This is a genomic window from Pseudomonas sp. LAM2023, assembly GCF_016620375.1.
Taxonomy (GTDB): domain Bacteria; phylum Pseudomonadota; class Gammaproteobacteria; order Pseudomonadales; family Pseudomonadaceae; genus Aquipseudomonas; species Aquipseudomonas anuradhapurensis.
Map to the genome: position 1 here is coordinate 218912 of NZ_JAENHV010000023.1, position 26442 is coordinate 245353.

Here is a 26442-nt window from a genome sequence, read left to right on the forward strand (position 1 = left end):
ATGGCCAGTATATCGGCCGCGGCCGGGTTTTCTTCAGCGCCAGCAAAATCAGCACGCATTGGGCCCATGCCTCAACTTGTAACCTGTTGCTGTCAGCTTGCAGCTGCCCTACCCAGGAAGTCGCAGGTAGTGCAACGGAACAATGACTACAGCGAGATTCAGGAGTAGCCTTTCGCTGCGCTTCACTATAGGAGTCTGTGCATGACCATCCGCCGTACCAAAATCGTCGCCACCCTTGGCCCCGCCAGCAATTCGCCGGAAGTGATCGAACAGCTGATCCTCGCCGGCCTGGACGTGGCACGCCTGAACTTCTCCCACGGCACCCCGGACGAGCACAAGGCCCGCGCCCGCCTGATCCGTGACATCGCCGCCAAGAACGGCCGCCATGTCGCGCTGCTGGGTGACCTGCAGGGTCCGAAGATCCGCATTGCCAAGTTCGCCAACAAGCGCATCGAATTGAAGATCGGTGACAAGTTCACCTTCTCCACCGCCCACCCGCTGACCGAAGGCAACCAGGACATCGTCGGTATCGACTACCCCGACCTGGTCAAGGACTGCGGCGTCGGCGACGAACTGCTGCTCGATGATGGCCGCGTGGTCATGCGCGTCGAAACCGCCACCGCAGACGCCCTGCACTGCGTGGTGATCATCGGCGGCCCGCTGTCGGACCACAAGGGTATCAACCGTAAAGGTGGCGGCCTGACCGCACCGGCCCTGACCGAAAAAGACAAGGCCGACATCAAGCTGGCCGCGGAAATGGACCTGGACTACCTGGCCGTGTCGTTCCCGCGTGATGCCAGCGACATGGAATATGCGCGCAAGCTGCGTGACGAGGCCGGCGGCAGCGCCTGGCTGGTAGCCAAGATCGAACGCGCCGAAGCCGTTGCCGACGACGACACCCTCGACAAGCTGATCGCCGCCTCCGACGCCGTGATGGTCGCCCGTGGTGACCTGGGCGTGGAAATCGGCGACGCCGAGCTGATCGCCATCCAGAAAAAGATCATCCAGCACGCCCGCCGCAACAACAAGGCGGTGATCGTGGCGACCCAGATGATGGAGTCGATGATCCAGAACCCGATGCCGACCCGTGCCGAAGTGTCCGACGTGGCCAACGCCGTGCTGGACAACACCGACGCGGTCATGCTGTCGGCAGAAAGTGCCGCCGGTGCCTACCCGATCGAAGCCGTCCAGGCCATGGCCCGCATCTGCCTGGGTGCCGAAAAGCACCCGACCAGCCAGAAGTCCAGCCACCGCCTGCACACCACCTTCGAGCGCTGCGACGAAAGCATCGCCCTGGCGGCCATGTACACCGCCAACCACTTCCCGGGCGTGAAGGCGATCATCGCCCTGACCGAGAGTGGCTACACCCCGCTGATCATGTCGCGCCTGCGTTCGCACGTGCCGATCTTCGCCCTGTCGCCGCACCGCGCCACCCAGGCTCGCGCCTCGATGTTCCGCGGCGTGTACCCGATCGCCTTCGACCCGGCTTCGCTGCCGGCCGACAAGGTGAGCCAGGCGGCGGTCGACGAACTGCTCAAGCGTGGCCTGGTGGAACAAGGTGACTGGGTGATCCTGACCAAGGGTGACAGCTACCACACCATCGGTGGCACCAACGGCATGAAGATCCTGCACGTGGGTGATCCGCTGGTCGGTTGATCCGTTCCAAGGGGCCGCTTTGCAGCCCTTTCGCGGGCACGCCCGCTCGCACAGGATGCGCGCCAAGCTTGAGGCTAGCGCTGTACCTGTGGGAGCGGGCGTGCCCGCAAAAGGGCCGGCACAATCCACAAAAATGCCTCAGGCATGTTCGACGAACACATCGGCAAACACCTGCCCCCGCGGCACCCCGGCAATGAACAGCCACCGGGCAAACCGCTCGACGCTCCCCGGCGCCCCGCACAGCAGCGCCAGCGTCTGCCGCGATGACGGCCGCAAGCCGGCCAGAACATCCTCCAGCTGCTCCGCCAGCACCAGCTCGACCTCAACCCCTGGCAACTTCAGCAGCGGCTCCGCCAAATAGTGACCTGACCGCTCCCGCGCCACATGCAGCAGCCGGATCTCGCCCCGATGCCCCTGCCGCAACGCTTCGCGCAGGATGCCCCACAACGGCGCCAGCCCGGTGCCCGCCGCCAGCAACCACAGCGGCCGGTCCTGCCAGTCCGGGTCGTAGTGCAAGGCGCCGCCCCGGAATTCCCCCAGGCGCAACACATCACCCAGTTGCAAGCCGCGCGCCTGGTCACAAAAGGCGCCAGGGCGCCGGCAGTCGATATGGAACTCGAGGAAATCGTCCTCACCCGGCAGGCTGGCCAGCGAATAGGGCCGCGCGACCGCAGCATGCCATAGCACTACATGCTGCCCGGCCTGGTAACGCAACGCCCGCTCGGGCCGCAAGCACAAGCGCAACACATCGCCGTACCAATCCAGCGCACAGACCTCGGCCGCTACGCCATCGTGCTGCGGGTCGAACAGCGCCACACGCAGGTCCTCGACCACCTGGCACTGGCACGCCAGGCGCCAACCCTGGGCATGCTTGTCCGGCGCCAGGGCCTCGGGCCGGGCATCCAGCGGTTGCCCGGCCAGGCAATGCACCAGGCAGGCATGGCAGCTGCCCGCGCGGCAACTGTAGGGCACATCGAGCCCGGCCTCATTCAGGGCATCGAGCAGGTTGCTGCCGGTCGGCACCGTCCAGCGGCGCTCGCCCACGCAAAGTTCAGGCATGGTCGGTCTTTCTCCATCGGTCATCAGGCCACTGTATGCCAAGCGGGCAATGGCAGCAAAAAGGATGCCCGGGCCCTGCCGACCATGGTCCAGACCACACGCAGGTGTTTCACACCGAGAGGCACGCTATACTGCCGCGCCTTTTTGCGTCGGCCATGCCGCCGGCGCGCCTTTGCAAGGCGTTTCGACATGCTGGTCGGCACCGTCGAGCGTCTCTATGAATGTTCCCGTCTTTAAGAGGAGCGCGCTGCATGACCGTGATCAAGCAAGACGACCTGATTCAGAGCGTCGCCGATGCCCTGCAATTCATTTCGTACTACCACCCCGTCGATTTCATCCAGGCCATGCACGAGGCCTATCTGCGTGAAGAATCGCCTGCCGCGCGCGATTCCATCGCCCAGATCCTGATCAACTCGCGCATGTGCGCCACCGGCCACCGCCCGATCTGCCAGGACACCGGTATCGTCACCGTGTTCATCCGCGTGGGCATGGACGTGCGCTGGGACGGCGCCACCATGAGCGTCGACGACATGATCAACGAAGGTGTGCGTCGCGCCTACAACCTGCCTGAAAACGTGCTGCGCGCGTCGATCCTGGCCGACCCGGCCGGTGCTCGCAAGAACACCAAGGACAACACTCCGGCCGTGATCCACTACTCCATCGTCCCCGGCGACAAGGTCGAGGTCGATGTCGCAGCCAAGGGCGGCGGCTCGGAGAACAAGTCGAAGATGGCCATGCTCAACCCGTCCGACTCGATCGTCGACTGGGTGCTGAAGACCGTGCCGACCATGGGCGCTGGCTGGTGCCCGCCTGGCATGCTCGGCATCGGCATCGGCGGTACCGCCGAGAAGGCTGCGGTGATGGCCAAGGAAGTGTTGATGGAGTCCATCGACATCCACGAACTGAAAGCCCGTGGCCCGCAAAACCGTCTGGAAGAAATCCGCCTGGAGCTGTTCGACAAGGTCAACCAGCTGGGCATCGGCGCCCAGGGCCTGGGCGGCCTGACCACCGTGCTCGACGTCAAGATCATGGATTACCCGACCCACGCCGCTTCGCTGCCGGTGTGCATGATCCCCAACTGCGCCGCTACCCGCCACGCCCACTTCGTGCTCGATGGGTCCGGCCCGGCCGAGCTGGAAGCGCCGTCGCTGGACGCCTACCCGGAAATCGTCTGGGAAGCCGGCCCGAGCGCCCGTCGTGTCAACCTCGACGCCATCACCCCGGAAGAAGTCGCCAGCTGGAAGCCGGGCGAGACCATCCTGCTCAACGGCAAGATGCTCACCGGCCGCGATGCCGCACACAAGCGCATGGTCGAGATGCTCAACCGTGGCGAAGAGCTGCCGGTGGATCTGAAAGGCCGCTTCATCTACTACGTCGGCCCGGTCGACCCGGTAGGTGACGAAGTGGTAGGCCCAGCCGGCCCGACCACCGCGACCCGCATGGACAAGTTCACCCGCCAGATCCTCGAGCAGACTGGCCTGCTGGGCATGATCGGCAAGTCCGAGCGCGGCCCTGCCGCCATCGAAGCGATCAAGGACAACAAGGCCGTGTACCTGATGGCCGTTGGCGGCGCCGCCTACCTGGTGGCCCAGGCCATCCGCAAGTCGAAGGTCCTGGCTTTCGCCGAGCTGGGCATGGAAGCGATCTACGAGTTCGAGGTCAAGGACATGCCGGTGACCGTCGCCGTGGACAGCAACGGTGAGTCGGTGCACATCACTGGCCCTGCCTTGTGGCAGAGCAAGATTGCCCAGAGCCTGGCAGTCGAAGTGAAGTAAGCCTGATGTAACTGCGGCGGCTTCTTCGCGGGCTTGCCCGCTCCCACAGGTAAGGCGTAGCCCTCAGGCTTGCGCTGTACCTGTGGGAGCGGGCAAGCCGGCGAAGAGGCCGCCACTGCTTTCACAGGATTCTGTCAAACTGCTCCGGCCAGTCCCTGCGGGTAAACACCTGCCCTTCCCGCCTCACCCGCCGCACTTCCTCCAGGTCCACCTCGCACAGCAGCCACTGGCTATGCACCGGGCTCAGTTGCTCACTCAACGCCATCACGCCGTCCCCCGGCATGCCATGATCCGGTGGCACGAACAAGCCTGCCCGCCCGATATTCTCGTCCAGCGCCGGCGACCAGGCGGCCAGCCCGACCGTGGGGCTCTGCAATACCGCAATCTGGTTCTCCAGTGCCCGCGCCTGCGCGCCAATGCGCACCCGGTGGTAGCCCGCCTCGGTGTCGGTACAGCTCGGCGCCAGGATCAGGTCGGCGCCTTGCTCGGCCAGGTGCCGGGCCAGCATCGGGAATTCATTGTCGTAGCAGATCAGGATCCCCAGGCGCCCCAGTTCGGTGTCGAACACCTGCAGCCCCTGGCCTGCGGTGATGTTCCATTGCTCGCGCTCGAAACGGGTCATCATCAGCTTGTCCTGGTAACCCAGCACGCCTTCGGGGCCGAACAGCCAGGCACGGTTGCGGTACTGCCCATCGGCATCCTGCACCGGCAGGCTGCCAGGCTGCAGATAGATCTGCCAATGCCGGGCAATGCCCTCGCACAGCGCCAGCCACGGTTCGACCAGCGGCTGGATACTGGCAATCGAGGCCTTCAGGTCGCCACGCTGCTCGGCCGGCAACTGCCCGCTGAGCACCAGCCCGGCGTACTCCGGCAACAGCAGCAGGCGCGCCCCCGCCGCCGCAGCCTCGGCGCACAGGCCTTGCAGGTGCGCGGCGTAGGCCTCCCAGGTTTCATGCAGCTCGATCGCATACTGGCAGGCCGCCAGGCGGATCATATCGGCAGTTCCTTGAGCCAGAACGACATCAGTTTGTCGGAGCTTTCCGTTTCGTCCAGGTCACGCCAGGCATAGCGGGTGCGTAGCGACGGGTCGTGCAGAAAACCGCGATTGCGCCAGAAACCATGCAACGGTTTGTAATCTGCAGGCCGCCGCGGGTGCACGCCGGGCCGCTCCACCGCGCAGAACGCGCAGTAATCGAACTCGGCCAGTTTGTGCGCGTAGGATTCGCGTTCGATGAAAAAGCGCACTCCCAGGCCTTGGCCACGGTACTCTGGCAGTACCACCGATTCACCGAAGTAGTAGACGCTGGCCGGGTCACGCCCCTGGGCCAGGAATGGCTGCTGGAATTCGGCGCCGACATCCACCAGCGGCAGGCCGGTGGAGGCGCCCACCACCTTGCCGTCGTCCAGCGCCAGCACCACCAGGCTGCGCCCGGACCGGGCATAGGTGGCCAGGTAGTCGGCCTCGTACTCCGGGGTGCCGTCGTAAAGGTAGGGAAACTCGCGAAACACGGTCAGGCGCAGGCGAGCGAGGTCATCGATGTAAGGCGCGATAGCGGCGCCGTGCAACAGGCGTATTTCCATGCTTGGCGGTCGTTTTGTCGATGTGGATGACGCGCTCGGCTAAGCCGGGCTTGAGGGGAAACCCTATCATCCGAAGCCACGACCCGCCTTTTCCCTCAACGACAGGTATTGTTCCATGACCGCTACCGAACTGGTAAATGCGTACTACGCGGCTTTCAACGCCGGCGATATGCCAGCCTTTCTCGCCCTGCTCAGCGAGGACGTGATCCACGACATCAACCAGGGTGAGCGGCAGATGGGCAAGGCACGGTTTGCCGCATTCATGGACAAGATGAACCGCTGCTACCGCGAACGCCTGGCCGATATCGTGGTGATGCAAAACGCCGATGGCAGCCGGGCGGCGGCGGAGTTCACCGTGCATGGCGAATACCTGGCCGATGACGAAGGCTTGCCGCCGGCCAACGGGCAGACCTACGTACTGCCGGCGGGGGCGTTCTTCTATATCCACTGCGGCAAGATTGCCCGGGTGACCAACTACTACAACCTCAATGACTGGATTGAGCAGGTCGGTTGAGGGGCAAGGAGCCAACAGCAATGGCCCTGAGAGCGGTGTGTGTGTAGGAGCGGCCTTGCGTCGCGATGGGCTGCGCAGCAGCCCCAGATGCTCGGCCGTAATGCAGGATTACCAGGGGCTGCTGCGCAGCCCATCGCGACACAAGGCCGCTCCTACCAGAGCAATGTCTGGTGCCAGGAAGCCGGGCCCGGTCAGGCGATGCGGGTACCGAGCACCTTGAGGAACGCCGCCAGCCACGCCGGGTGCGCCGGCCAGGCGGGTGCGGTCACCAGGTTGCGGTCGACATGCGCCTGGTCCACGGCAATATCGATGAATGTGCCGCCGGCCAGCCGCACCTCCGGCGCACACGCCGGATAAGCGCTGCATTCACGCCCTTCCAGCACGCCGGCAGCCGCCAGCAGCTGGGCCCCGTGGCACACCGCCGCAATCGGTTTGCCGGCCTGGTCGAATGCCCGTACCAGTTCCAGCACCCGCTCATCCAGGCGCAGGTACTCCGGCGCGCGCCCACCGGGAATCAGCAGCGCGTCATAACCCTCGGCCCGTACCCGCACGAAATCGTAGTTCAGGGCAAAGTTGTGCCCAGGCTTTTCGCTGTAGGTCTGGTCACCCTCGAAATCATGGATGGCCGTGCGCACGGTCTGCCCCGCGACCTTTTCCGGGCAAACTGCATGCACCGTATGCCCAACCATGCTCAAGGCCTGGAATGGCACCATGACCTCGTAATCTTCAACGAAATCGCCGACCAACATGAGAATCTTCTTCGCCGTCATCGTACCCACTCCCTTCGATTGCCTAGAGACAGTCACTGCACGATAGCCGGTCTCAGTCGCGGCGGTCGAGCAAGTTGACCACCAGGCGGTCCAACCAGCCCCACAGCCGTTGCTTGACCCGGCGCCATAGCGGTCGGGCATGCCAGTGGCCGAGGTCGACCACCTCGCTCAAGGCGAAATCACGCTCGAAGCTGGCTTGCACGGCAGCCGTCAACGGTGGGTCGAGGGCCTCGATATTGGCCTCGAGGTTGAAGCGCAGGTTCCAGTGGTCGAAGTTGCACGAACCGATACTGACCCAATCGTCGATCAGCACCATTTTCAGGTGCAGGAAACATGGCTGGTATTCGTAGATGCGCACCCCGGCGCGCAGCAGCCGGGGATAATAGCGGTGCCCGGCATAACGCACCGAAGGGTGGTCGGTACGCGGGCCGGTCAGCAGCAAGCGCACATCGACGCCCTTGCCGGCAGCCCGGCGTAGCGAGCGGCGCACGCTCCAGGTCGGCAGGAAGTAGGGCGTGGCCAGCCACACCCGGCGCTTGCCGCTGTTGATCGCACGTACCAGCGAATGCAGGATGTCCTGGTGCTGGCGGGCGTCGGCATAGGCCACCCGCCCCATGCCCTGCCCCTGCGCCGGTACCTTGGGCAGGCGCGGCAGGCCAAAGCCCTCGGCAGGGCGCCAGGCGGTGCGGCGATTGTTGGCGTGCCACTGGCGGTCGAACAGCAACTGCCAGTCGTTCACCACCGGGCCCTGCATCTGCACCATCACCTCGTGCCATTCACTGGTCGCCTCGCCCGGCGTCCAGAATTCATCGGTGACACCGGTGCCGCCCACCACTGCCCAGCGCTGGTCCACCAGCAGCAGCTTGCGGTGGTCGCGGTACAGGTTGCGCAGGCCGCGCTTCCAGCGCAGGCGGTTGTACCAGCGCAGGTACACGCCGGCATCCAGCAGGCGCTGGCGCAATGTACTGGTGAAGGCCAACGAGCCATAGTCGTCGAACAGGCAGCGTACCCGCACACCGCGAAGCGCCGCCCGCTCAAGCGCTTCGACCACCGCATCGGCGCAGTCGCCGGCCTCGACCAGGTACAGTTCCAGATCGATCTGGAACTCGGCGCGCATGATCGCCAGGAGCATGCGCGGAAAGAACTCGGGCCCGTCGATCAGCAGTTCGAAGTGGTTGCCATCCCGCCAGGGGAAGACTGGCCCGGCCATGTCAGCGGGCAGTGAAGATCAGCACCGCACTCACCGGTACCGACGGGTTGATGGACTTGAGCCCAGCGAACTTGCGCAAGCGTTGCAGGCCTGGCAGCAGGCCGAAATCCTCGGCGCGCAGGACCAGCGGCTCGAGGGTCACCACCTGGAAGCGTCGCTCGTCCAGGCGGGTCGCCAGCAGCAGGGCGTTATAGCTGTGGGATTGGCCGTGCAAGGTCACGGTCAACGGTAGGCGCAGCTCGACCTGGGCACCATTGGCCAGGTCGTTTATCGGCCGCAGGTCCAGTTGAGCCTGCACCTTGGCTTCGGCGAAACGCTCGACCTCGAACAGGTCCTCACGCATGCGTTCGTCACGTTGGGGAATGCCGCTGCTTACCGAATCCATCTCGATGCTGAGCCCAGCCGCGCCCTTGCGGTCGACGGTGCCATGCAGCACCAGAAAACGGTGCACTTCGGCGGTGTCACCGTTCTTGCCGGTTATGAACGACAGGCGCGACGACTCGCCATCGAGGTGCCAGTTGGCGTGGGCAGGTAGGCACAAAGCCAGCAGCAAGGCGGGTAGCAGACGGGGCAGCTTGAACATGACGGATCTCGTGAAACCAGGCCGCCAACCTTACCCGCCCGCCTTCACGGCAGCAAGCGGCAGCCCTCGCGCGGGCCTTGCCAGGCGGCCTGGTGGCGCTGCCCCAGGCCTTCGGCGGTCACCAGCCGCTGCTGGCGGTCTTCCTCCAGCAGGCTCAGCGCCAGCCATTGTTTCACGTAGCCTTGGCAGTACTCCGGCTCGAATCCCATGACGAAGCGGCACGAGCAGTACTCCTTGGCCGAGTACGCCGCAAGGATGTCGGGGAAGTCAGTCAGGGCCTGGCGCTCTTGCCAGGCCCAGTAAGTCAGCCCCAGCAATACCAGCAGCACTGCCCGCTTCATGCGCCCTCCCCGGCCAGCACCGCCAGCACCCGCCGAAGCAGTTCATCGTGCCGGTAGCTGCCGTCGCGATCGTCGGCATACCGCACGATCACCAGCTTTTGCCTGGGCAGCACGTACAGCGCCTGGCCCCAGTGACCAAGGGCGGCATAGGTGTCTGCGGGCGCATGCGGCCAGGGCCGTGCCGCCCCGGCCAACGGCTGGTTGAGCCACCAGTGGCCGCCGGGGTTGGCCTCGCCGGCTATGGTGTGGGCATGGGCAAACGGCGTGCGGTTGAACGCCACCCAGGCCTCTGGCAGCAGTTGCCGCCCTTGCCAGCGCCCGTCGCGCTGCAGCAACAGGCCGATGCGTGCCAGGTCGCGCGCCGTGAGGTACAGGTAGGAAGAGCCGACATAGGTGCCGGCCCGGTCACGTTCCCATACTGCGCTGGTGATGCCCAACGGGGTGAACAGCGCGTGCCAGGGGTAATCCGGGTACTGGTCGGCACCGAGCATGCCGCGCAGCGCGGCGGCCAGCAGGTTGCTGTCGCCACTGGAATAGAGAAAGCGCCGGCCTGGTTCGGCTGCCGTGCCCCGTGCCGCCGTGTACGCCGCCATGTCCCCGTGGCCGCGGGTATAGAGCATGGCCACCACCGAAGATTTCAGCGGGGCGTATTCGTAGTCTTCCTGCCAGTCCAGGCCGCTGGCCCAGTGCAGCAGGTCGACCATGCGTACGCCAGGGTGGCTGCGCATGGGTGGATAAAACCGGCTGACCGGGTCTTGCAGCTGGAAGCGCCCCTGGCCCTGGGCCACGCCCAGTACCGTGGCCAGCACGCTTTTGCTGATCGACCAGGTCAGGTGGGCAGTGGTTGCACGGGTGGGTGCCGTGTAGCGCTCGTGAAGGGTACGGCCGTCGCGGATGATCAGCAGGGCGTCGGTGCGAATGCCAGCGCGTTCCGCGGTGGTGCGGGCAGGGAAGGCATAGGCGTCGACAGCCTGCCAGTCGAGGCTGGCGTCATTGATCGGCCAGTCGGGTTGGGGCCAGTCCTCGGCCCAGGCACACCCCGTAACCAGCGCCAGAATGACGAACAATGCCTTCATCGGGATTGCCTTTTTGCGGGAGCCACTGTGCGGCCCCAGGATTCATGCAATCACACAAGCCTAACCGGCATTCATGACAATCCCGCAGCCGCCCACGCCTTGTTCAAGCGCTTCTCCCGCGCTGCCGCCGCCAACGCCATCACGCCCTGGTCGCGCCGCCAGCTCTCTGCCCAATGCGCCGGCCCGGCTGCCAACGCCGCATCGATTTGCCCCCGTAGCGCCTGGAACTGGGCGAACAACCCACCCAGCAACAAATGGCAACCGACCGTATCGGCGCACTGCCGGCTGCCCTCGGCACACCCGGCCAGCAGCCCGAGCAACTGCAGGCGCAGGGCCTGCGGCCAGGCACACGCCTGACCGACGCCATACAGCCAGGCGGTCAGGGCCGTGAGCACATACAAGTCCTCCAGCGAGCGGAACGGTTTTACATAGGCATCCCAGCCATCCCCCGCCAGCAGTTCACACGCCGCGTGCTCCAGCACCAGTCGTCCATGGCCCACCTCCGGCATCAGCGGCAGGGTCGGCAGCGCTTCCAGCGTCACCCCTGGTTCGCCGGGGTAGACCACCGCCAGCTTCAACTGCGCTGGCGCGCCCGTCGCCTCGCTGCGCGCCGCCACCAGCAGCCACTCCGCCTCCAGGCCGGCAGTGACGAAATCCTTGCTGCCGGTCAAGCGCAAGCTGTCCAGGCGCGTTCGCATGTCCGCCGGCCGCACGCTGCGCCGCTCGCTGGCGCACAGGGCACCAAGGCTGGCTGGTGCACTGGGCCACAGCACGCGCAACGCGGCCTGGTAGCCGACCAGGAACGCCAGCCCCGGCGTGGCCATCGCCCGCCCGCCGAGTACTGCCAGTTCGAACGGGGCAACCGGGCCAAGGCGCTCGAGCAGCGCGGCGTAGGTTTCGCCAAGGGTGCCCGCCGGCGCTTGGCGAAGCGGGTCGTTGAGTCGTTGCAACCAGGCCATGGGGCGGCTCCTTGCTGGGGGCTTTCAAGTAACGCCGTGGGATGTCACGCAAGCATCACCAAAGCTTCACAGGGGTGACACCGCGTCTACCTAGGCTGACTTTGCACAACAAAGCCGACCGGCCGCAACCTTTCATGGCTGGCTTATGGAGACTCGTAATGACTCGGATCGCTCACGCTGGCGACAACAGCACCGAACGCCGTCTGCAAGCCGAACGCCTGGTTGGCGCCGCGGCCCTGCAAGAGGCCCAGGCCCTGCGCTACAAGGTGTTCAGCGCCGAATTCCAGGCCCGCCTCAAAGGTGCCGAGTACGGCCTGGACATGGATGACTACGACGTGCACTGCCGGCACATTGGCGTACGTGACCTGAGTACCGGCGAACTGGTTGCCACCACCCGCCTGCTCGACCACCAGGCCGCCAGCAGCCTGGGCCGCTTCTACAGCGAAGAAGAATTCAGCCTGCATGGCCTGTTGCAATTGCAGGGGCCGATCCTGGAGCTGGGGCGCACCTGCGTGGCGCCCGATTACCGCAATGGCGGCACCATCGCGGTACTCTGGAGCGAACTGGCGGAAATCCTCAATGAAGGCCGCTACAGCTACCTGATGGGCTGCGCCAGCATCCCCATGCAGGATGGCGGAATACAGGCCCATGCGGTGATGCAACGCCTGCGCGACCGCTACCTGTGCACCGAGCACCTGCGCGCCGAACCGAAAAACCCGCTGCCCAAGCTGGCCTTGCCGAACAACGTCATTGCCGAAATGCCGCCCCTGCTCAAGGCTTACATGCGCCTGGGCGCGAAGATTTGCGGCGAGCCGTGCTGGGACCAGGACTTCCAGGTGGCCGACGTGTTCATCCTGCTCAAGCGCGACGAGCTGTGCCCACGCTATGCCCGCCACTTCAAGGCGGCAGTCTGATGCCGAAGCTGCGGGTACTGGCCCGCCTGACACGACTGCTGCTGGTACTGCTGCTGGGCATGCTGCTGGCCAGTGCGATCACCTTGGGCGAACGCCTGGGCTTCAAGCCATCGATAGCGCGCCGCCAGCGCTGGACCTGCCTGTTCATGAAACGCCTGGTCGCGGCGCTGCCGTTCGACGTGCGGGTGATCGGCGAGCTGCCGCAGCGGCCAATGCTGTGGGTCAGCAACCACGTGTCCTGGACTGACATTCCCTTGCTCGGCATGCTGCTGCCGCTGTCGTTCCTGTCCAAGGCCGAAGTGCGCCACTGGCCGGTGGCCGGCTGGCTGGCGGAAAAGGCCGGTACACTGTTCATCCGCCGAGGTGGTGGCGACAGCCAGCGCCTGCGCGAACAGATCGCCGGGCAACTGGGCCTGGCCCGTCCGCTGCTGATCTTCCCCGAAGGCACCACCACCAGCGGGCGTACCCTGCGCACCTTCCATGGCCGCCTGCTGGCAGGTGCCATCGACCGTGGTGTGGCAGTACAACCGGTGGCCATCCAGTACTTGCGCAATGGCCAGATCGACCCGCTTGCGCCCTTCATCGGTGAGGATGACCTGGTGTCGCATCTGCTGCGCCTGTTCGCCCTGCCACGAAGTGAAGTGTGCATCCACCTGTTGCAGCCGATCGGCAGCGTAGGCAAGGAGCGGGCGGTGCTGGCGTTGCAGGCGCAACAGTCCATTCAGCTGGCCTTGTTCGGGGCTGCAGAAGTTGAAGTGGTGACTGGGCGGCAGGCGCGGGCCGCCTGAACTCCTGCTTTTCAGGACTGGCCTAATTGCCTGCTGTCCGCCCCGCCGCCGCGAACGCCTGCAACTGTGGATAGAACTCGCGAAAATCCGCCATCAGCGGCTCATATAGCCGCTCCAGCTCATCCATCACCCCGACCATCCCCTGTGGCCGCGACAGCCTTCGGGCAATGCCGTTGAACACCTGTTCCAGCGTGGCGAAATCACCGTATGCGCCCAGCCAGTCATCGGCCGCCATGAACGGCGCGATGCGCGCCAGGCGCCCGGGAAGCTCAGGCTCCGCCAGCAGCACCCGATAGAATTCCCCAGTGAACTGCTCCAGCGGCTGCTCGGCATAATCCTGCCAATGCCGTGCCAGGCAATGATCGAAGAACACATCCACAACGATGCCGGCAAAACGCCGCCGCTCGCGTGGAAAGCGTGCCAGTGCCGCCAGCACCAACGGATGCTGGTCGGTGTAGCTGTCGATACGCCGATGCAAGCGGATGGCTGCCTCCAGCGCTGGCGGAAAGCGCCCTTCCAACGAGCCTTTGACGAAATCGCCATACAGGCTGCCGAGCAGTTGCTGCGGCGCCGGGCCGCCCAGGTGCAGGTGTGCGAGGTAGTTCATGGGCGCAGTCTAGCACCGTCTGCCGCTATATCGTTATAACGCGATATAGCGATTCGCGCTCAGCTCAGAACCTCTTGGTATTTGTATATCGGTATTTCACGATTTACATTTCGTCCTATCGCGATATACCGCTACCACGAGCCTCCACCCATGCCTCTCGATCTCGACGAAATCATAAAAGCGCTGGCCCACCCGGTCAGGCGAGAAATCCTCGGTTGGCTGAAAGACCCGGCAACGCAGTTCCCGGACCAGTACCACAGCACCGAGAACGGGGTCTGCGCCGGGCAGATCGACCAACGCTGCGGCCTGTCGCAATCGACCGTCTCCGCCCACCTGGCCACGCTGCAACGCGCCGGGTTGGTCAGTAGCCAGAAGATCGGCCAGTGGCACTTCTTCAAACGCAACGAAACCACCATCCAGGCGTTTCTCGAACAATTGCGCCAAGCACTCTGAACAGGCAGGTAACCGTCATGACCACGCTTTTCGATCCGATCACCCTGGGCGACCTGCAGTTGCCCAACCGCATCATCATGGCCCCGCTCACCCGCTGCCGTGCCGATGAAGGCCGCGTGCCCAATGCACTGATGGCCGAATACTACGTACAGCGCGCCAGTGCCGGACTGATCCTCAGCGAGGCGACCTCGGTCAGCCCCATGGGCGTCGGCTACCCGGATACCCCCGGCATCTGGAACGACGAGCAGGTCCGTGGCTGGAACAATGTGACCAAGGCCGTGCATGCTGCGGGCGGGCGCATCTTCCTGCAACTGTGGCACGTTGGCCGCATCTCCCACCCCAGCTATCTGAATGGCGAACTGCCGGTAGCCCCCAGCGCAATCCAGCCCAAGGGCCATGTAAGCCTGGTACGCCCGTTGAGTGACTACCCCACCCCACGCGCGCTGGAAACCGAAGAAATCGCCGATATCGTCGAGGCCTACCGCAGCGGCGCCGAGAATGCCAAGGCCGCCGGCTTCGATGGTGTGGAGATCCATGGCGCCAACGGTTACCTGCTCGACCAGTTCCTGCAAAGCAGCACCAACCAGCGCACCGACCGCTACGGCGGCTCGCTGGAAAACCGTGCGCGGCTGCTGCTGGAGGTAACCGATGCGGCCATCGAGGTGTGGGGGGCGAGCCGTGTTGGCGTGCACCTGGCGCCACGTGCCGATGCCCATGACATGGGCGATGCCGACCGCGCCGAAACCTTTACCTACGTGGCCCGGGAGCTGGGCAAGCGAGGCATTGCCTTTATCTGCTCACGGGAACGGGAAGCCGATGACAGCATCGGCCCGTTGATCAAGCAAGCGTTCGGCGGCCCGTACATCGTCAACGAGCGGTTCGACAAGGCCAGTGCCAATGCGGCCCTGGCCAGTGGCAAGGCGGATGCGGTGGCGTTTGGCGTACCGTTCATCGCCAACCCCGACCTGCCGGCGCGGCTGGCGGCGGATGCACCGCTGAACGAGGCGCGGCCGGAGACCTTCTATGGCAAGGGGCCGGTGGGATACATCGACTATCCACGGTTGTGATTGAGGGCTATTCGTGGGCACGCCCACTCCCACAGGTACGGCGACAAGCTTGAAGATTGTGCTGATCCTATGGGAGCGGGCGAGCCCGCGAAGAAGACTTTTCAGGGCCGGGCGTTGATCTGCTGCTGCAGGTTCTGCACCTGGCTCTGCAAGGTATTCAGGTTGCGGGTCGTCTGCGCCCGGAAGGCATCGAACTCCTGCACCGACGCCCCAGTGGAGGCCGCCGCAGCCGGGCGATTGTCGATCTGGCTCTTGAGCACCAGGATGTCCTGCTCCAGGTCCTGGATAGCCGCACTCGGGTTACCTTGCTTCTTCAGCGCCGCCACCTCGCTGCTCAGGCTCTTGAGCTGGCCATCAAGCTTGCCGCCGTCGGCCTGCGCGGCCTTCAGCGCCGCAACCTGTTCGTTCAGGCCCTTGAGCTGGGCATCCAGCTTGCCACCATCGACCTGGCCCGAACGCAATGCGGCCAGCTCGCCGTTCACCTGCTTCAATTGCGCCTGCAGCTGGCCTTGCAACTCGGTCACGGCCTTTTGCTGTTCACGGGTATCCGCCAGTACCTGCTCCAGGCGCTTGCCCAGGTCACCGGTCTGCCCGGCCATGCCCTGCTGCAACTGACGCAGCTGCAGCTTCAGCGCCTCGCTATTGGTCATGGCTCCCGACTCGCTGGCCGCCACCTTGCCGCTGATGGCCTGCAGGCGCCCGGCCGCTTCTTCGCTGATGCGGGCAAAGCTCTCCTGGGTCGCCACCAGCTGCTGCTCCATCAGGGAAATCTGCTGGAAGCTCCACCAGCCGAGGCCCGCCAAGGCGATGAACGAGGCCCCGAGCAATGCCCACAGCGGCGCCGTACTGGCTCCGCGGGCAGCTTTCTGACGGCTGCGCACCACGTGCGCCGGCATCAGTTCGTCATCGTCATGGGTGCCGGCGCGCAAGCTAGGCACGTCATCGTAGTCATCGTGAGCATGGTTACGCATGGATACATTCAACCGCGGTAGTCGCAAGAGGCACGAGTATAAACCGCCTGCGCGGCGCGTTGATCATCGTCATCGGCCCAGCGGCTTCATCGCCCTGGCGGCTGGTGCTGCCACCAGGCACAGAATTCGTCCAGCGCCGTCCACAGGCTGACCTTGGGCTGGAAGTCCAGGTACTGCCGGGCGCGGCTGATATCCAGGGTGAAATCGCAGCTCATCACCTGCATCCCCAGGCGCGACAGGGTCGGTTGCGGGCGCCCCGGCCAGAGCAGGCAGGCCGCCTCGTTCAGCGCGGCCAGGCTGTAGGCCAGGCCGTAGGACCGGTAGCGAGTGACCTGTGGCAATTGCATCTTGCGCATCACATAGTTGACCACGTCCCACAGCGGCAATGGCTGGCCGTTGCTGATGTTGTAGGCCTGGCCCAGCGCCCGGTGGTCAGCGAACAGGGCGCTGAGCAGCGCCTCGTTGAGGTTGTGCACGCTGGTGAAGTCCACTTTGTTCAGGCCGTTGCCGATGATCGCCAGGCGGCCCTTGCGCTGCATCTGCAGCAACCGCGGGAAGATACTGGCGTCGCCAGCCCCGGTGACGAAACGAGGACGCAATGCCAACACCTCGAGGCCGAACTCCTGGGCGCCGAACACTTTCTGCTCGGCCAGGTACTTGGTCTGCCCGTAATGGTCGTGGAAGCGACGCGGCACCTGGTCTTCACGGATATCCAGGCACGAGCGGCCAGTGAAATAGATAGATGGCGACGACAAGTGCACCAGGCGTCGCACGTGTTCCTTCAAGCAGCCCTCGACGACGTTCTCGGTGACCACCACGTTGCCTTGATAGAAGTCCTGGTAGCGCCCCCAGCTACCCACCGCGCCGGCACAGTGCACCACGGCCTCGACGCCCTGGCATAGGCGGCGGGCCAACTCGGCATCGCCGAGGTCGCCGGGAATGAACTGGGCGCCGCGCTTGACCAGGTGCTCGACCCCCTCTGCGCGGCGGCCGCTGACCCGCACGTCCAGGCCCTGCTCAAGGGCAAAGCGCGCAAAGCGCCCGCCAATGAAGCCGCTCGCGCCGGTGACCAGAATTCGCATGTAACACTCCGTCTTGCCAGATTTCAGATGCAACTGACGCCAGCCGTGCCTACAAGGGCACCAGCCAGTGCCTTGCGCAGTGGCGCAGGTGTTCGGTCAGTTGCGTCAGCAGTTGCCCGCCGTTGCGCCAATGATGCCAGTACAACGGCACATCGATGGGCGTATCGCGACAGATTTCCACCAACTGCCCGCTGGCCAGTTGTTCACGGGCCTGCAGTTCGGGCACCAGGCCCCAACCCAGGCCGGCTTCGGTCATGCGCAGGAAGCCTTCCGAGGACGGGCACAGGTGGTGCAGGAAACCGTCCTCGATACCCAGCGAGGCCAGGTAGCGATGCTGCAGGAAGTCGTCCGGGCCATAGACGATCGCCGGGGTACGGGCCAGCCGGCTGGCAGCAAAACCCTGCGGGAAATGCTGCGCCATGAACCCGGGGCTGGCCAGCGCCCGATAACGCATGGCCCCCAGCGGCAGGCTACGCGCGCCGGCCACCGGCCGCTCGCTACTGCACAGGCAGGCCGCCACCTCACCAGCGCGCATGCGTTTGAGGCCGACTTCCTGGTCCTCCACGACGAGCTCGGTCAGCAGCTTGTGCTGCGCACAAAAGTTGCCCACCGCTGCGGCCCACCAGGTGGCCAGGCTGTCGGCGTTGAGGGCGATGCGCAGGCGCTCCGGCATGCCCTCCTCGTCCAGCGCCGGCACCTGGCGTTGCAGGTCGCGCTCGAGCAGGCGCACCTGTTGCACATGGTTGAGCAACTGGCGGCCGACCTCGGTCGGGCTCGGCGGCGTGGCCCGCACCAGCACCGGTTGCCCGACCCGTGCCTCGAGCAGCTTGATGCGCTGCGATATGGCCGACTGCGACAAGCCCAGCACCTGCGCTGCGCGCTCGAAACCACCCTGTTCGATCACCGCCGCGAGGGCGGCCAGCAGTTTGTAGTCGAACATCGATTTTCCTAATGACGGATCAGCGCTATTTGTTTTTCTTATACAACCCGTTTCCCCACAATAGCCAGCATCTTTTCTCGACATTCATGGAGAGCGGGCCATGTGGCAAAGCTATCTCAACGGCATGCTGGTGGCCTTCGGCCTGATCATGGCCATCGGCGCCCAGAACGCCTTCGTCCTCGCCCAGAGCCTGCGCCGCGAGCATCACCTGCCGGTGGCGGCGCTGTGCATCCTGTGTGATGCCATCCTGGTGGCGGCCGGGGTATTCGGCCTGGCCACCGTGCTGGCGCACAACCCGACCTTGCTGGCGGTCGCCCGCTGGGGCGGCGCGGTATTCCTGGTCTGGTATGGCGCCAAGGCGTTACGCAGCGCCTGTTCCAGGCAGAGCCTGCAGCACCAGCAAGGCCAGGGCGCGCGGTCACGCCGTGCAGTGCTGCTCAGCGCCTTGGCGGTGACCCTGCTGAACCCGCACGTGTATCTCGACACGGTGTTGCTGATCGGCTCGCTGGGGGCCCAGCAGACTGCGCCTGGGGCCTATGTGGCCGGGGCTGCCAGCGCCTCGCTGGTGTGGTTCTCGACCCTGGCGATCGGCGCGGCCTGGCTGGCGCCGTGGCTGGCACGGCCAGCGACCTGGCGCATGCTCGACCTGATGGTCGCCGTCATGATGTTCGCGGTGGCGGCGCAGTTGGTCTTCAACTGAGTCTGTGCCTGGCATTTTCATCGCTGGCAGAATCGCGCGCCGCCCGCGCGGCGCATCGCGAGCTGCGCTCGCTCCTACGTTTGTTTCTAGCCAGTAACGCCTGTGGCAGGCGCGCGACCGCCTGGTTGGTCCGACGTGATATCACGCCATGCGCCAACGCGTCCGCGCGCAAATCCCACAGGAACAATTGGCCCGAAACAAACGTGGGAGCAAGCGCAGCTCGCGATGCGCCGCGCGGGCGGCGCTCGATTTCACAGGCGACGGACAGGTTGCGGCGAGCACCACTGGTCAACACAGCCCAACCGCTCTGGAACCTCTATTCCCTATCTTTGTTGCGTGGTTATGCGCCGGGCCCGGTGCTATGATCCAGCACTTGCGTCGCAAAGAGTACAATCTCGCTGACGCTGATCGGGCCGCCCGTGATCGGCCTTGCGCAAACCGCAAACAGACCTGAATCAGGAGATCCACCATGGCTTTTGAATTGCCGCCGCTGCCGTACGCCCACGATGCCCTGCAGCCGCACATCTCCAAGGAAACCCTGGAGTATCACCACGACAAGCACCACAACACCTATGTCGTGAACCTGAACAACCTGGTCCCAGGCACCGAATTCGAAGGCAAGACCCTGGAAGAGATCGTCAAGAGCTCTTCGGGCGGCATCTTCAACAACGCCGCTCAAGTCTGGAACCACACCTTCTACTGGAACTGCCTGTCGCCAAACGGTGGCGGCCAGCCGACCGGTGCCCTGGCTGATGCCATCAACGCCGCTTTCGGTTCCTTCGACAAGTTCAAGGAAGAGTTCACCAAGACTTCGGTTGGCACCTTCGGTTCCGGCTGGGGCTGGCTGGTGAAGAAGGCCGACGGTTCCCTAGCCCTGGCCAGCACCATCGGCGCCGGCTGCCCGCTGACCAGCGGCGACACCCCGCTGCTGACCTGCGACGTCTGGGAACACGCCTACTACATCGACTACCGCAACCTGCGTCCGAAGTACGTCGAGGCGTTCTGGAACCTGGTCAACTGGGCTTTCGTTGCCGAACAGTTCGAAGGCAAGACCTTCAAGGCCTGAGTCATCCGGCCTTGAGCAGGACGCCCGGCATTTGCGCCGGGCCTCTTGCCACAAACCGATGCCAGTCTCCCTGGCATCGGTTTTTTTTAGGGCGTTGGCAGGGGCTCGGCGCGCAGGGCTGTCATGACACGTACTGATCAAGCCAGCCAAGGCTATCCGCAGTAGCCCCCGCAGGCCGGTATTCACACCCGACCCACCCCGCATAGCCGCGCTGGTCCAGCATCGTGAACAACCCGGCAATGTCCATCTGCCCTGTCCCCGGCTGATGCCGCCCCGGACAATCGGCTACCTGCACATGCACCGTCCGCGTAAAGAACTGCTCCAGCATATCGGCAGCATTCCCGGTCAGCACCTGCGCATGGTAAAGATCAAAGATCAGCCCGACACTCGCATGCGCCTCCAGCACCTGCTGTGCCTTGCTGAAGTCGGCCATGTAGTATCCGGGCATTTCCTGCGCGCAGATCACCTCGATCAACGGCCGCAGCCCCTGGTCCTCGAAGTACTTCACGGCATAGTCCAGGTTGCTCGCGTACACTTTGCCGGCGCCCTCATCATGGGTTATGCCGGACATCAGGTGTACATCCGCACACGCCAATGTGCGGGCATAGCTGACCGCCTGCCGCAACCCGTCACGGAACTCGGCTTCCTTGCCCGCCACCGCAGCGAGGCCCTTGGCAACGCCAGCCGGTGCAGCAAACTGGACCAATGGCAAGGCATGCTGCGCCAGTTGATCAGCCAGCTGGCTCGCATCGAACTCGTAGGGCGAGGGAAATTCTACCGCGCGAAATCCAGCAGCAGCGGCGGCTTCGATACGCTGCAGAAAAGGCAGTTCGTTGAACTGGAAGCCAAGGTGAGCATTGAATTTGAGCATGCGTACACATCCATCCTGGAAAAAACGTTCGTTAATTCAAAGGCTGAGTCGCGCCCCCCGCAAAACGCTTGCTCAGCCCGCATACCACGCTAACATCAAACCTTTGGAAGATTGATACAGCGCATTCAAGTTGCGGGGTCAGGCAACCGATACACTGCTCATGATCGGCCGGTAGTGTATCGTCATCGATGATGGCAAAATGATGCCATGCGCATGGATTAAGGAAACCCCATTGAAGCTGGAATTGCGGAACAGCTTGTCGGTCAAGTTGCTCAGGGTCGTGTTGCTGTCGGCGCTGGCGGTCGGCGTCGTGCTCAGCTGTGCGCAAATCATCTATGACACCTACAAGACCCGCCAGGCCGTAAACAACGATGCCCAGCGCATCCTCGACATGTTCCGCGACCCTTCGACCCAGGCGGTGTACAGCCTCGACCGCGAAATGGGCATGCAGGTTATGGAAGGCCTGTTCCAGGATGAATCGGTGCGCATGGCCTCCATCGGCCACCCCAACGAAACCATGCTGGCCGAAAAGTCCCGTCCGCTGCAGGACATGGCCATGCGCTGGCTGACCGACCTGATCCTCGGCCAGGAACGCACCTATACCACGCAACTGGTCGGCCGCGGCCCCTTCAGCGAATATTATGGCGACCTCAGCATCACCCTCGACACCTCGGCCTACGGCAAGGATTTCCTGATCAACGCGGTGATCATCTTCATTTCCGGCGTGCTGCGGGCCCTGGCCATGGGCCTGGTGCTGTATCTGGTCTACCACTGGCTGCTGACCAAGCCACTGTCGAAGATCATCGAGCATCTCACCCAGATCAACCCCGACCGCCCCAGCCAGCACCAGTTGCCGCTGCTCAAGGGCCATGAAAAGAATGAGCTGGGCCTGTGGGTGAATACCGCCAACCAGTTGCTGGCCTCGATCGAGCGCAACACCCACTTGCGCCACGAGGCGGAAAACAGCCTGCAACGCATGGCCCAGTACGATTTCCTCACTGGCTTGCCCAACCGCCAGCAGTTGCAGCAGCAATTGGACAAGATCCTCGTCGACGGCGGCCGTCTGCAACACCGCGTGGCCGTGCTGTGCGTGGGCCTGGACGACTTCAAGGGTATCAACGAGCAGTTCAGCTACCAGGTCGGCGACCAGCTGCTGCTGGCCCTGGCCGACCGCCTGCGCGCCCACAGTGGCCGCCTGGGCGCCCTGGCACGGCTGGGCGGCGACCAGTTCGCCCTGGTCCAGGCGAATATCGAGCAACCCTACGAGGCGGCGGAACTTGCGCAAAGCATCCTCGATGACCTGGAAGTACCGTTCGACCTCGACCACCATCAGCAGATCCGCCTGCGCGCCACCATCGGCATCACCCTGTTCCCCGAAGACGGCGACAGCACCGAAAAGCTGCTGCAGAAAGCCGAACAGACCATGACCCTGGCCAAGGCCCGTTCGCGTAACCGCTACCAGTTCTACATCGCCAGCGTCGACAGCGAGATGCGCCGACGCCGCGAGCTGGAAAAGGACCTTCGCGAAGCGCTGCCGCGCAACCAGCTATATCTGGTGTACCAACCACAGATCAGCTACCGCGACCACCGGGTGGTCGGTGTCGAGGCACTGCTGCGCTGGCAGCACCCGGAGCTGGGCATGGTGCCACCAGACCAGTTCATTCCCCTGGCCGAACAGAATGGCAGCATCATCGGCATTGGCGAATGGGTGCTCGACCAGGCCTGCCGGCAATTGCGCGAATGGCATGACATGGGCTTCAGCGACCTGCGCATGGCGGTCAACCTGTCCACCGTGCAACTGCACCACAACGAGCTGCCGCGGGTGGTCAACAACCTGCTGCAGGCCTACCGCCTGCCCCCGCGCAGCCTGGAGCTGGAGGTGACCGAAACCGGCCTGATGGAAGACATCAGCACCGCCGCCCAGCACCTGCTGAGCCTGCGCCGCTCCGGGGCGCTGATCGCCATCGACGACTTCGGCACCGGCTACTCGTCGCTCAGCTACCTGAAATCGCTGCCACTGGACAAGATCAAGATCGACAAGAGCTTCGTCCAGGACCTGCTGGACGACGATGACGACGCCACCATCGTTCGTGCAATCATCCAGCTGGGCAAAAGCCTGGGCATGCAGGTAATTGCCGAAGGCGTGGAAACCGCCGAGCAGGAAACCTATATCGTTGCCCAGGGTTGCCATGAGGGCCAGGGCTACCACTACAGCAAACCGCTGTCGGCCCGTGAGCTGACCAACTTCCTCAAACGGGCACAGCGCAACCAGGTCTCGATGTCCTGAAGTTGGCCTTGGGCGTCCGCAGGCCTTGAGCGACATTCGCGCAATTTACATACCCGCCCCTTTACAGCAAATGCAAATCTTTCGCATGATGTTGTAGTTTCGCGTGCCACGGCGCACGGTCACCCCCTTGGTCCAACCACACGACGCAGGAAACCAACAATGATTCGAATGCCTCTGGCCTCCGCCAGTCTGCTGGCCATCGCCATCGCTCTCGCCGGTTGCGGTGAAGGCAAGGACGACAAGGCCGCCGCGCCGCAAGCCCAGGCACCGGCTGCCGCCAGCACAACCGCTGCTGCGCCCGGGGCTGTCGACGAAGCCGCCGGCAAGGCCGTAGTCAAGCATTACGCCGAGCTGGTGTATGCCGTGTACAGCGACTCCCTGAGCACCGCCAAGACCCTGCAGGCCGCTGTCGACGCGTTCCTGGCCAAGCCCAACGACGAAACCCTGAAGGCCGCCCGGGAAGCCTGGGTCGCCTCGCGCGTACCGTACCTGCAGAGCGAAGCCTTCCGCTTCGGCAACACCATCATCGACGACTGGGAAGGCCAGGTGAACGCCTGGCCGCTGGACGAAGGCCTGATCGACTACGTCGACAAGAGCTACGAGCACGCCCTGGGCAACCCGGCAGCCAGCGCCAACATCATCGCCAACAGCGAGATCCAGGTAGGCGAAGAGAAGATCGACGTCAAGCAGATCACCCCCGAGAAGCTGGCCAGCCTCAACGAGCTGGGCGGTTCCGAAGCCAACGTCGCGACCGGCTACCACGCCATCGAGTTCCTGCTCTGGGGCCAGGACCTGAACGGCACCGGTCCGGGTGCGGGCAACCGTCCGGCATCGGACTACCTGGAAGGCAAGGGCGCCACCGGCGGGCACAACGACCGTCGTCGCGCCTACCTGAAAGCGGTTACCGACCTGCTGGTCAAGGACCTCGAAGAAATGGTCGGCAACTGGGCACCGAACGTCGCCGACAACTACCGCGCCAAGCTGGAAGCCGAGCCGGTCAACGACGGCCTGCGCAAGATGCTGTTCGGCATGGGCAGCCTGTCGCTGGGTGAATTGGCCGGCGAGCGCATGAAGGTTTCCCTGGAAGCCAATTCGCCGGAAGACGAGCACGACTGCTTCAGCGACAACACCCACTACTCGCACTTCTACGACGCCAAGGGCATCCGTAATGTCTACCTGGGCGAGTACACCCGCCCGGACGGCAGCAAGGTGACCGGCCCAAGCCTGTCGTCGCTGGTGGCCAAGGTCGACCCGGCCACCGACGCCACCCTCAAGGCCGACCTGGAAGCCACCGAAGCCAAGATCCAGGTAATCGTCGACCACGCCCTCAAGGGCGAACACTACGACCAGCTGATCGCCACCGACAACGCCGCCGGCAACCAGATCGTGCGTGACGCCATCGCCGCCCTGGTCAAACAGACTGGAGCGATCGAGCAGGCCGCCGGCAAGCTGGGCATTGCCAACCTGAACCCGGATACCGCAGATCACCAGTTCTGATCTGCCAACCGCGCTTCACCCGGACGCCCGGCCTTGTGCCGGGCGTTTTCGTTTGCCTGGCAATCGCAATGGTGGCAACGACAACCTGATCGTCAGCCCGGTCAACCGACAATTCGAGCTGGACATGGCCTGACCTGTTTTATGCGGCGACGATTTCATCAAGCAAACGCAAATTGCTCTTATTCAAAGATCCTGGGCCTGCTAAGCTTGCACGCCGGTTTTTCGCTCACGCCCAGGATCCTCGATGTCCTCGTCGCTGTTTCGACTCTCTCCCCTGCTGCTGGCCTTTGCCCTCGCCGCCTGTGACGACGCCCCGCGTTTCACCCAGGCCGAGCCCGGCGAAGCATTGTCGGCTGGCCAGGCGACCGTGCAGCGCAATGACCGCAACGCTTATTCCCTGCCCTCGGCCAACCTCTCGCCCGAACGGCGCCTGGACTTCGCCGTGGGCAACAGTTTCTTCCGCAACCCCTGGGTCATCGCGCCGTCCACCACCACTGCACGTGACGGCCTGGGCCCCCTGTTCAACACCAATGCCTGCCAGAACTGCCACGTGCGCGACGGCCGCGGCCACCCGCCAGAGCCGGGCGACAGCAACGCAGTGTCGATGCTGGTGCGCCTGTCGATCCCCGACCAGCCGTACCTGGCCAAGGTGGTCGAGCGCCTCGGCGTGGTGCCGGAGCCGGTCTATGGCACCCAGTTACAGGACATGGCCATTCCCGGCGTGGCACCAGAAGGCAAGGTACGGGTCAGCTACACCCACCAGACGCTGGCGTTCAAGGATGGTTATCAGGTCGAGCTGCGCAAGCCGGCCCTGCAGATCACCCAGCTAGGCTATGGCGTGATGCACCCCGACACGCGCTTTTCGGCACGCGTGGCACCGCCGATGATCGGCCTTGGTCTGCTCGAAGCCATTCCCGAAGCCGACCTGCTGGCCAACGAAGACCCTGACGACCGCAACCACGACGGCATCCGCGGGCGCGCCAACCGGGTATGGGACGATGCCTTGGGCAAGACTGTGATCGGCCGCTTCGGCTGGAAGGCCGGGCAGCCCAACGTCAACCAGCAGAACGTGCATGCCTTTGCCGGCGACATGGGCCTGACCACCACGCTGCAGCCCAACGACGATTGCACCCCGGCCCAGGCCGCCTGCCTGGCCGCAGCCAACGGCGATGGCGCCGGCGGCGAGAAGGAAGTCAGCGACAACATTCTGCGCCTGGTCACCTTCTACACCCGCAACCTGGCCGTGCCGGCGCGCCGCGATGTGGGCTCGCCAGAGGTACTGGCAGGCAAGAACCTGTTCTACCAGGCCGGCTGCCAGGGCTGCCACACACCGCAGTTCACCACTGCCGCCAATGCCGCCGAGCCGGAGCTGGCCAACCAGCTGATCCGCCCCTACAGCGACCTGCTGCTGCATGACATGGGCCCGGGCCTGGCCGACGAACGTACCGAATTCGCCGCCAACGGCCAGGACTGGCGCACCCCGCCATTGTGGGGTATCGGCCTGAGCGAAACGGTCAGTGGCCACAGCCAGTTCCTGCATGACGGCCGCGCCCGCAACCTGCTCGAAGCCGTGCTCTGGCACGGTGGCGAGGCCGAGGCTGCGCGCAATTTCGTCCTCACTTTCAATGCCGGGCAGCGCGCCGCGTTGCTGGCGTTCCTGAACTCACTTTAAAAA

General features: G+C 64.5%; 26 protein-coding genes. 12 read left to right on the plus strand and 14 right to left on the minus strand.

Going from position 1 to position 26442, the window contains the following annotated elements:
- Window positions 1-201: 201 nt before the first annotated feature.
- Window positions 202-1656 carry a pyruvate kinase gene (gene pyk, locus JKP78_RS13930; RefSeq protein ID WP_170032278.1) on the plus strand — a complete coding sequence of 485 codons (1455 nt, stop codon included), beginning with the start codon at window positions 202-204 and terminating at the stop codon, window positions 1654-1656.
- A gap of 138 nt (window positions 1657-1794) precedes the next feature.
- Here the strand turns inward: pyk and JKP78_RS13935 are convergent, their stop codons facing one another.
- The gene (locus tag JKP78_RS13935) at window positions 1795-2715 is read right to left on the minus strand and encodes an iron-sulfur-binding ferredoxin reductase (protein ID WP_200626832.1); all 921 of its coding nucleotides are present in this window, start codon (window positions 2713-2715) and stop codon (window positions 1795-1797) included.
- A 251-nt stretch (window positions 2716-2966) separates the two neighbouring features.
- Here JKP78_RS13935 and JKP78_RS13940 point away from each other — a divergent pair, with 251 nt between their 5' ends.
- Entirely contained in the window at window positions 2967-4490 is a 1524-nt protein-coding gene (locus JKP78_RS13940) for a fumarate hydratase (protein ID WP_186685269.1), read from the plus strand.
- 121 nt (window positions 4491-4611) lie between these two features.
- On the opposite strand, the gene JKP78_RS13945 is transcribed toward JKP78_RS13940, so the two are convergent.
- Together JKP78_RS13945 and JKP78_RS13950 are read right to left on the minus strand one after the other, a co-directional pair.
- On the minus strand, window positions 4612-5484 hold the full coding sequence (locus JKP78_RS13945; protein ID WP_200626833.1) for a carbon-nitrogen hydrolase family protein: 873 nt from the start codon (window positions 5482-5484) through the stop codon (window positions 4612-4614).
- Window positions 5481-6071, minus strand: a complete 591-nt coding sequence (locus JKP78_RS13950; protein WP_186685272.1) for a GNAT family N-acetyltransferase — start codon at window positions 6069-6071, stop codon at window positions 5481-5483. The genes JKP78_RS13945 and JKP78_RS13950 overlap by 4 nt, the downstream gene beginning before the upstream one ends.
- A gap of 115 nt (window positions 6072-6186) precedes the next feature.
- Between JKP78_RS13950 and JKP78_RS13955 the strand changes: the two genes are divergently transcribed.
- The gene (locus tag JKP78_RS13955) at window positions 6187-6585 is read left to right on the plus strand and encodes a nuclear transport factor 2 family protein (RefSeq protein ID WP_186685274.1); all 399 of its coding nucleotides are present in this window, start codon (window positions 6187-6189) and stop codon (window positions 6583-6585) included.
- A gap of 191 nt (window positions 6586-6776) precedes the next feature.
- On the opposite strand, the gene JKP78_RS13960 is transcribed toward JKP78_RS13955, so the two are convergent.
- From JKP78_RS13960 to JKP78_RS13985, 6 genes are all read right to left on the minus strand, one after another.
- Window positions 6777-7355, minus strand: coding sequence for a DJ-1/PfpI family protein (locus JKP78_RS13960; protein WP_170032292.1), 579 nt, complete (start codon window positions 7353-7355; stop codon window positions 6777-6779).
- A gap of 52 nt (window positions 7356-7407) precedes the next feature.
- Window positions 7408-8565 (minus strand): phospholipase D-like domain-containing protein, encoded by a 1158-nt coding sequence (locus tag JKP78_RS13965; RefSeq protein WP_170032294.1) that lies wholly within the window; start codon window positions 8563-8565, stop codon window positions 7408-7410.
- Window position 8566: 1 nt separating this feature from the next.
- Window positions 8567-9148 (minus strand): YceI family protein, encoded by a 582-nt coding sequence (locus JKP78_RS13970; RefSeq protein WP_170032296.1) that lies wholly within the window; start codon window positions 9146-9148, stop codon window positions 8567-8569.
- Window positions 9149-9192: 44 nt separating this feature from the next.
- Window positions 9193-9489, minus strand: a complete 297-nt coding sequence (locus JKP78_RS13975; protein ID WP_200626834.1) for an amidase — start codon at window positions 9487-9489, stop codon at window positions 9193-9195.
- The gene (locus JKP78_RS13980; protein ID WP_200626835.1) at window positions 9486-10565 is read right to left on the minus strand and encodes a serine hydrolase domain-containing protein; all 1080 of its coding nucleotides are present in this window, start codon (window positions 10563-10565) and stop codon (window positions 9486-9488) included. The genes JKP78_RS13975 and JKP78_RS13980 overlap by 4 nt, the downstream gene beginning before the upstream one ends.
- 71 nt (window positions 10566-10636) lie before the next feature.
- Window positions 10637-11524 (minus strand): acyl-CoA dehydrogenase, encoded by an 888-nt coding sequence (locus tag JKP78_RS13985; RefSeq protein WP_200626836.1) that lies wholly within the window; start codon window positions 11522-11524, stop codon window positions 10637-10639.
- Window positions 11525-11682: 158 nt separating this feature from the next.
- Here JKP78_RS13985 and olsB point away from each other — a divergent pair, with 158 nt between their 5' ends.
- The gene (gene olsB, locus JKP78_RS13990; protein WP_200626837.1) at window positions 11683-12438 is read left to right on the plus strand and encodes an L-ornithine N(alpha)-acyltransferase; all 756 of its coding nucleotides are present in this window, start codon (window positions 11683-11685) and stop codon (window positions 12436-12438) included.
- Window positions 12438-13226, plus strand: coding sequence for a lysophospholipid acyltransferase family protein (locus JKP78_RS13995; RefSeq protein WP_200626838.1), 789 nt, complete (start codon window positions 12438-12440; stop codon window positions 13224-13226). The genes olsB and JKP78_RS13995 overlap by 1 nt, the downstream gene beginning before the upstream one ends.
- A gap of 22 nt (window positions 13227-13248) precedes the next feature.
- Here the strand turns inward: JKP78_RS13995 and JKP78_RS14000 are convergent, their stop codons facing one another.
- Entirely contained in the window at window positions 13249-13833 is a 585-nt protein-coding gene (locus tag JKP78_RS14000; protein WP_186685285.1) for an acyl carrier protein phosphodiesterase, read from the minus strand.
- A gap of 150 nt (window positions 13834-13983) precedes the next feature.
- Between JKP78_RS14000 and JKP78_RS14005 the strand changes: the two genes are divergently transcribed.
- A complete protein-coding gene (locus JKP78_RS14005) occupies window positions 13984-14286 on the plus strand; it encodes an ArsR/SmtB family transcription factor (RefSeq protein ID WP_170032314.1) in 303 nt (100 codons plus the stop codon).
- Window positions 14287-14303: 17 nt separating this feature from the next.
- Complete coding sequence (locus JKP78_RS14010) at window positions 14304-15353, plus strand: alkene reductase (RefSeq protein WP_186685286.1); 1050 nt, start codon at window positions 14304-14306, stop codon at window positions 15351-15353.
- 101 nt (window positions 15354-15454) lie between these two features.
- Here JKP78_RS14010 and JKP78_RS14015 read toward each other — a convergent pair whose 3' ends face one another.
- The 3 genes from JKP78_RS14015 to JKP78_RS14025 all read right to left on the minus strand — a co-directional run bounded on the left by JKP78_RS14015 (window position 15455) and on the right by JKP78_RS14025 (window position 18346).
- Window positions 15455-16324: an ATPase gene (locus JKP78_RS14015; RefSeq protein WP_186685287.1), complete on the minus strand. Its 870-nt coding sequence runs from the start codon at window positions 16322-16324 to the stop codon at window positions 15455-15457.
- An 86-nt stretch (window positions 16325-16410) separates the two neighbouring features.
- A complete protein-coding gene (locus JKP78_RS14020) occupies window positions 16411-17406 on the minus strand; it encodes an NAD-dependent epimerase/dehydratase family protein (RefSeq protein WP_186685289.1) in 996 nt (331 codons plus the stop codon).
- A gap of 49 nt (window positions 17407-17455) precedes the next feature.
- The gene (locus tag JKP78_RS14025) at window positions 17456-18346 is read right to left on the minus strand and encodes a LysR family transcriptional regulator ArgP (protein ID WP_200626839.1); all 891 of its coding nucleotides are present in this window, start codon (window positions 18344-18346) and stop codon (window positions 17456-17458) included.
- A gap of 100 nt (window positions 18347-18446) precedes the next feature.
- Here JKP78_RS14025 and JKP78_RS14030 point away from each other — a divergent pair, with 100 nt between their 5' ends.
- Both JKP78_RS14030 and JKP78_RS14035 read left to right on the plus strand, forming a co-directional pair.
- Entirely contained in the window at window positions 18447-19046 is a 600-nt protein-coding gene (locus tag JKP78_RS14030) for a LysE/ArgO family amino acid transporter (protein ID WP_186685293.1), read from the plus strand.
- A gap of 469 nt (window positions 19047-19515) precedes the next feature.
- A complete protein-coding gene (locus JKP78_RS14035; protein WP_003255187.1) occupies window positions 19516-20112 on the plus strand; it encodes a superoxide dismutase in 597 nt (198 codons plus the stop codon).
- 121 nt (window positions 20113-20233) lie between these two features.
- Here the strand turns inward: JKP78_RS14035 and JKP78_RS14040 are convergent, their stop codons facing one another.
- Complete coding sequence (locus tag JKP78_RS14040; RefSeq protein WP_200626840.1) at window positions 20234-20983, minus strand: hydroxypyruvate isomerase family protein; 750 nt, start codon at window positions 20981-20983, stop codon at window positions 20234-20236.
- 232 nt (window positions 20984-21215) lie between these two features.
- Here JKP78_RS14040 and JKP78_RS14045 point away from each other — a divergent pair, with 232 nt between their 5' ends.
- The 3 genes from JKP78_RS14045 to JKP78_RS14055 all read left to right on the plus strand — a co-directional run bounded on the left by JKP78_RS14045 (window position 21216) and on the right by JKP78_RS14055 (window position 26439).
- Window positions 21216-23270 (plus strand): putative bifunctional diguanylate cyclase/phosphodiesterase, encoded by a 2055-nt coding sequence (locus tag JKP78_RS14045; protein WP_200626841.1) that lies wholly within the window; start codon window positions 21216-21218, stop codon window positions 23268-23270.
- 159 nt (window positions 23271-23429) lie between these two features.
- Window positions 23430-24767, plus strand: a complete 1338-nt coding sequence (locus JKP78_RS14050; protein ID WP_200626842.1) for an imelysin family protein — start codon at window positions 23430-23432, stop codon at window positions 24765-24767.
- Window positions 24768-25011: 244 nt separating this feature from the next.
- A complete protein-coding gene (locus JKP78_RS14055) occupies window positions 25012-26439 on the plus strand; it encodes a di-heme oxidoreductase family protein (RefSeq protein WP_200626843.1) in 1428 nt (475 codons plus the stop codon).
- The last annotated feature ends 3 nt before the right edge of the window (window positions 26440-26442 follow it).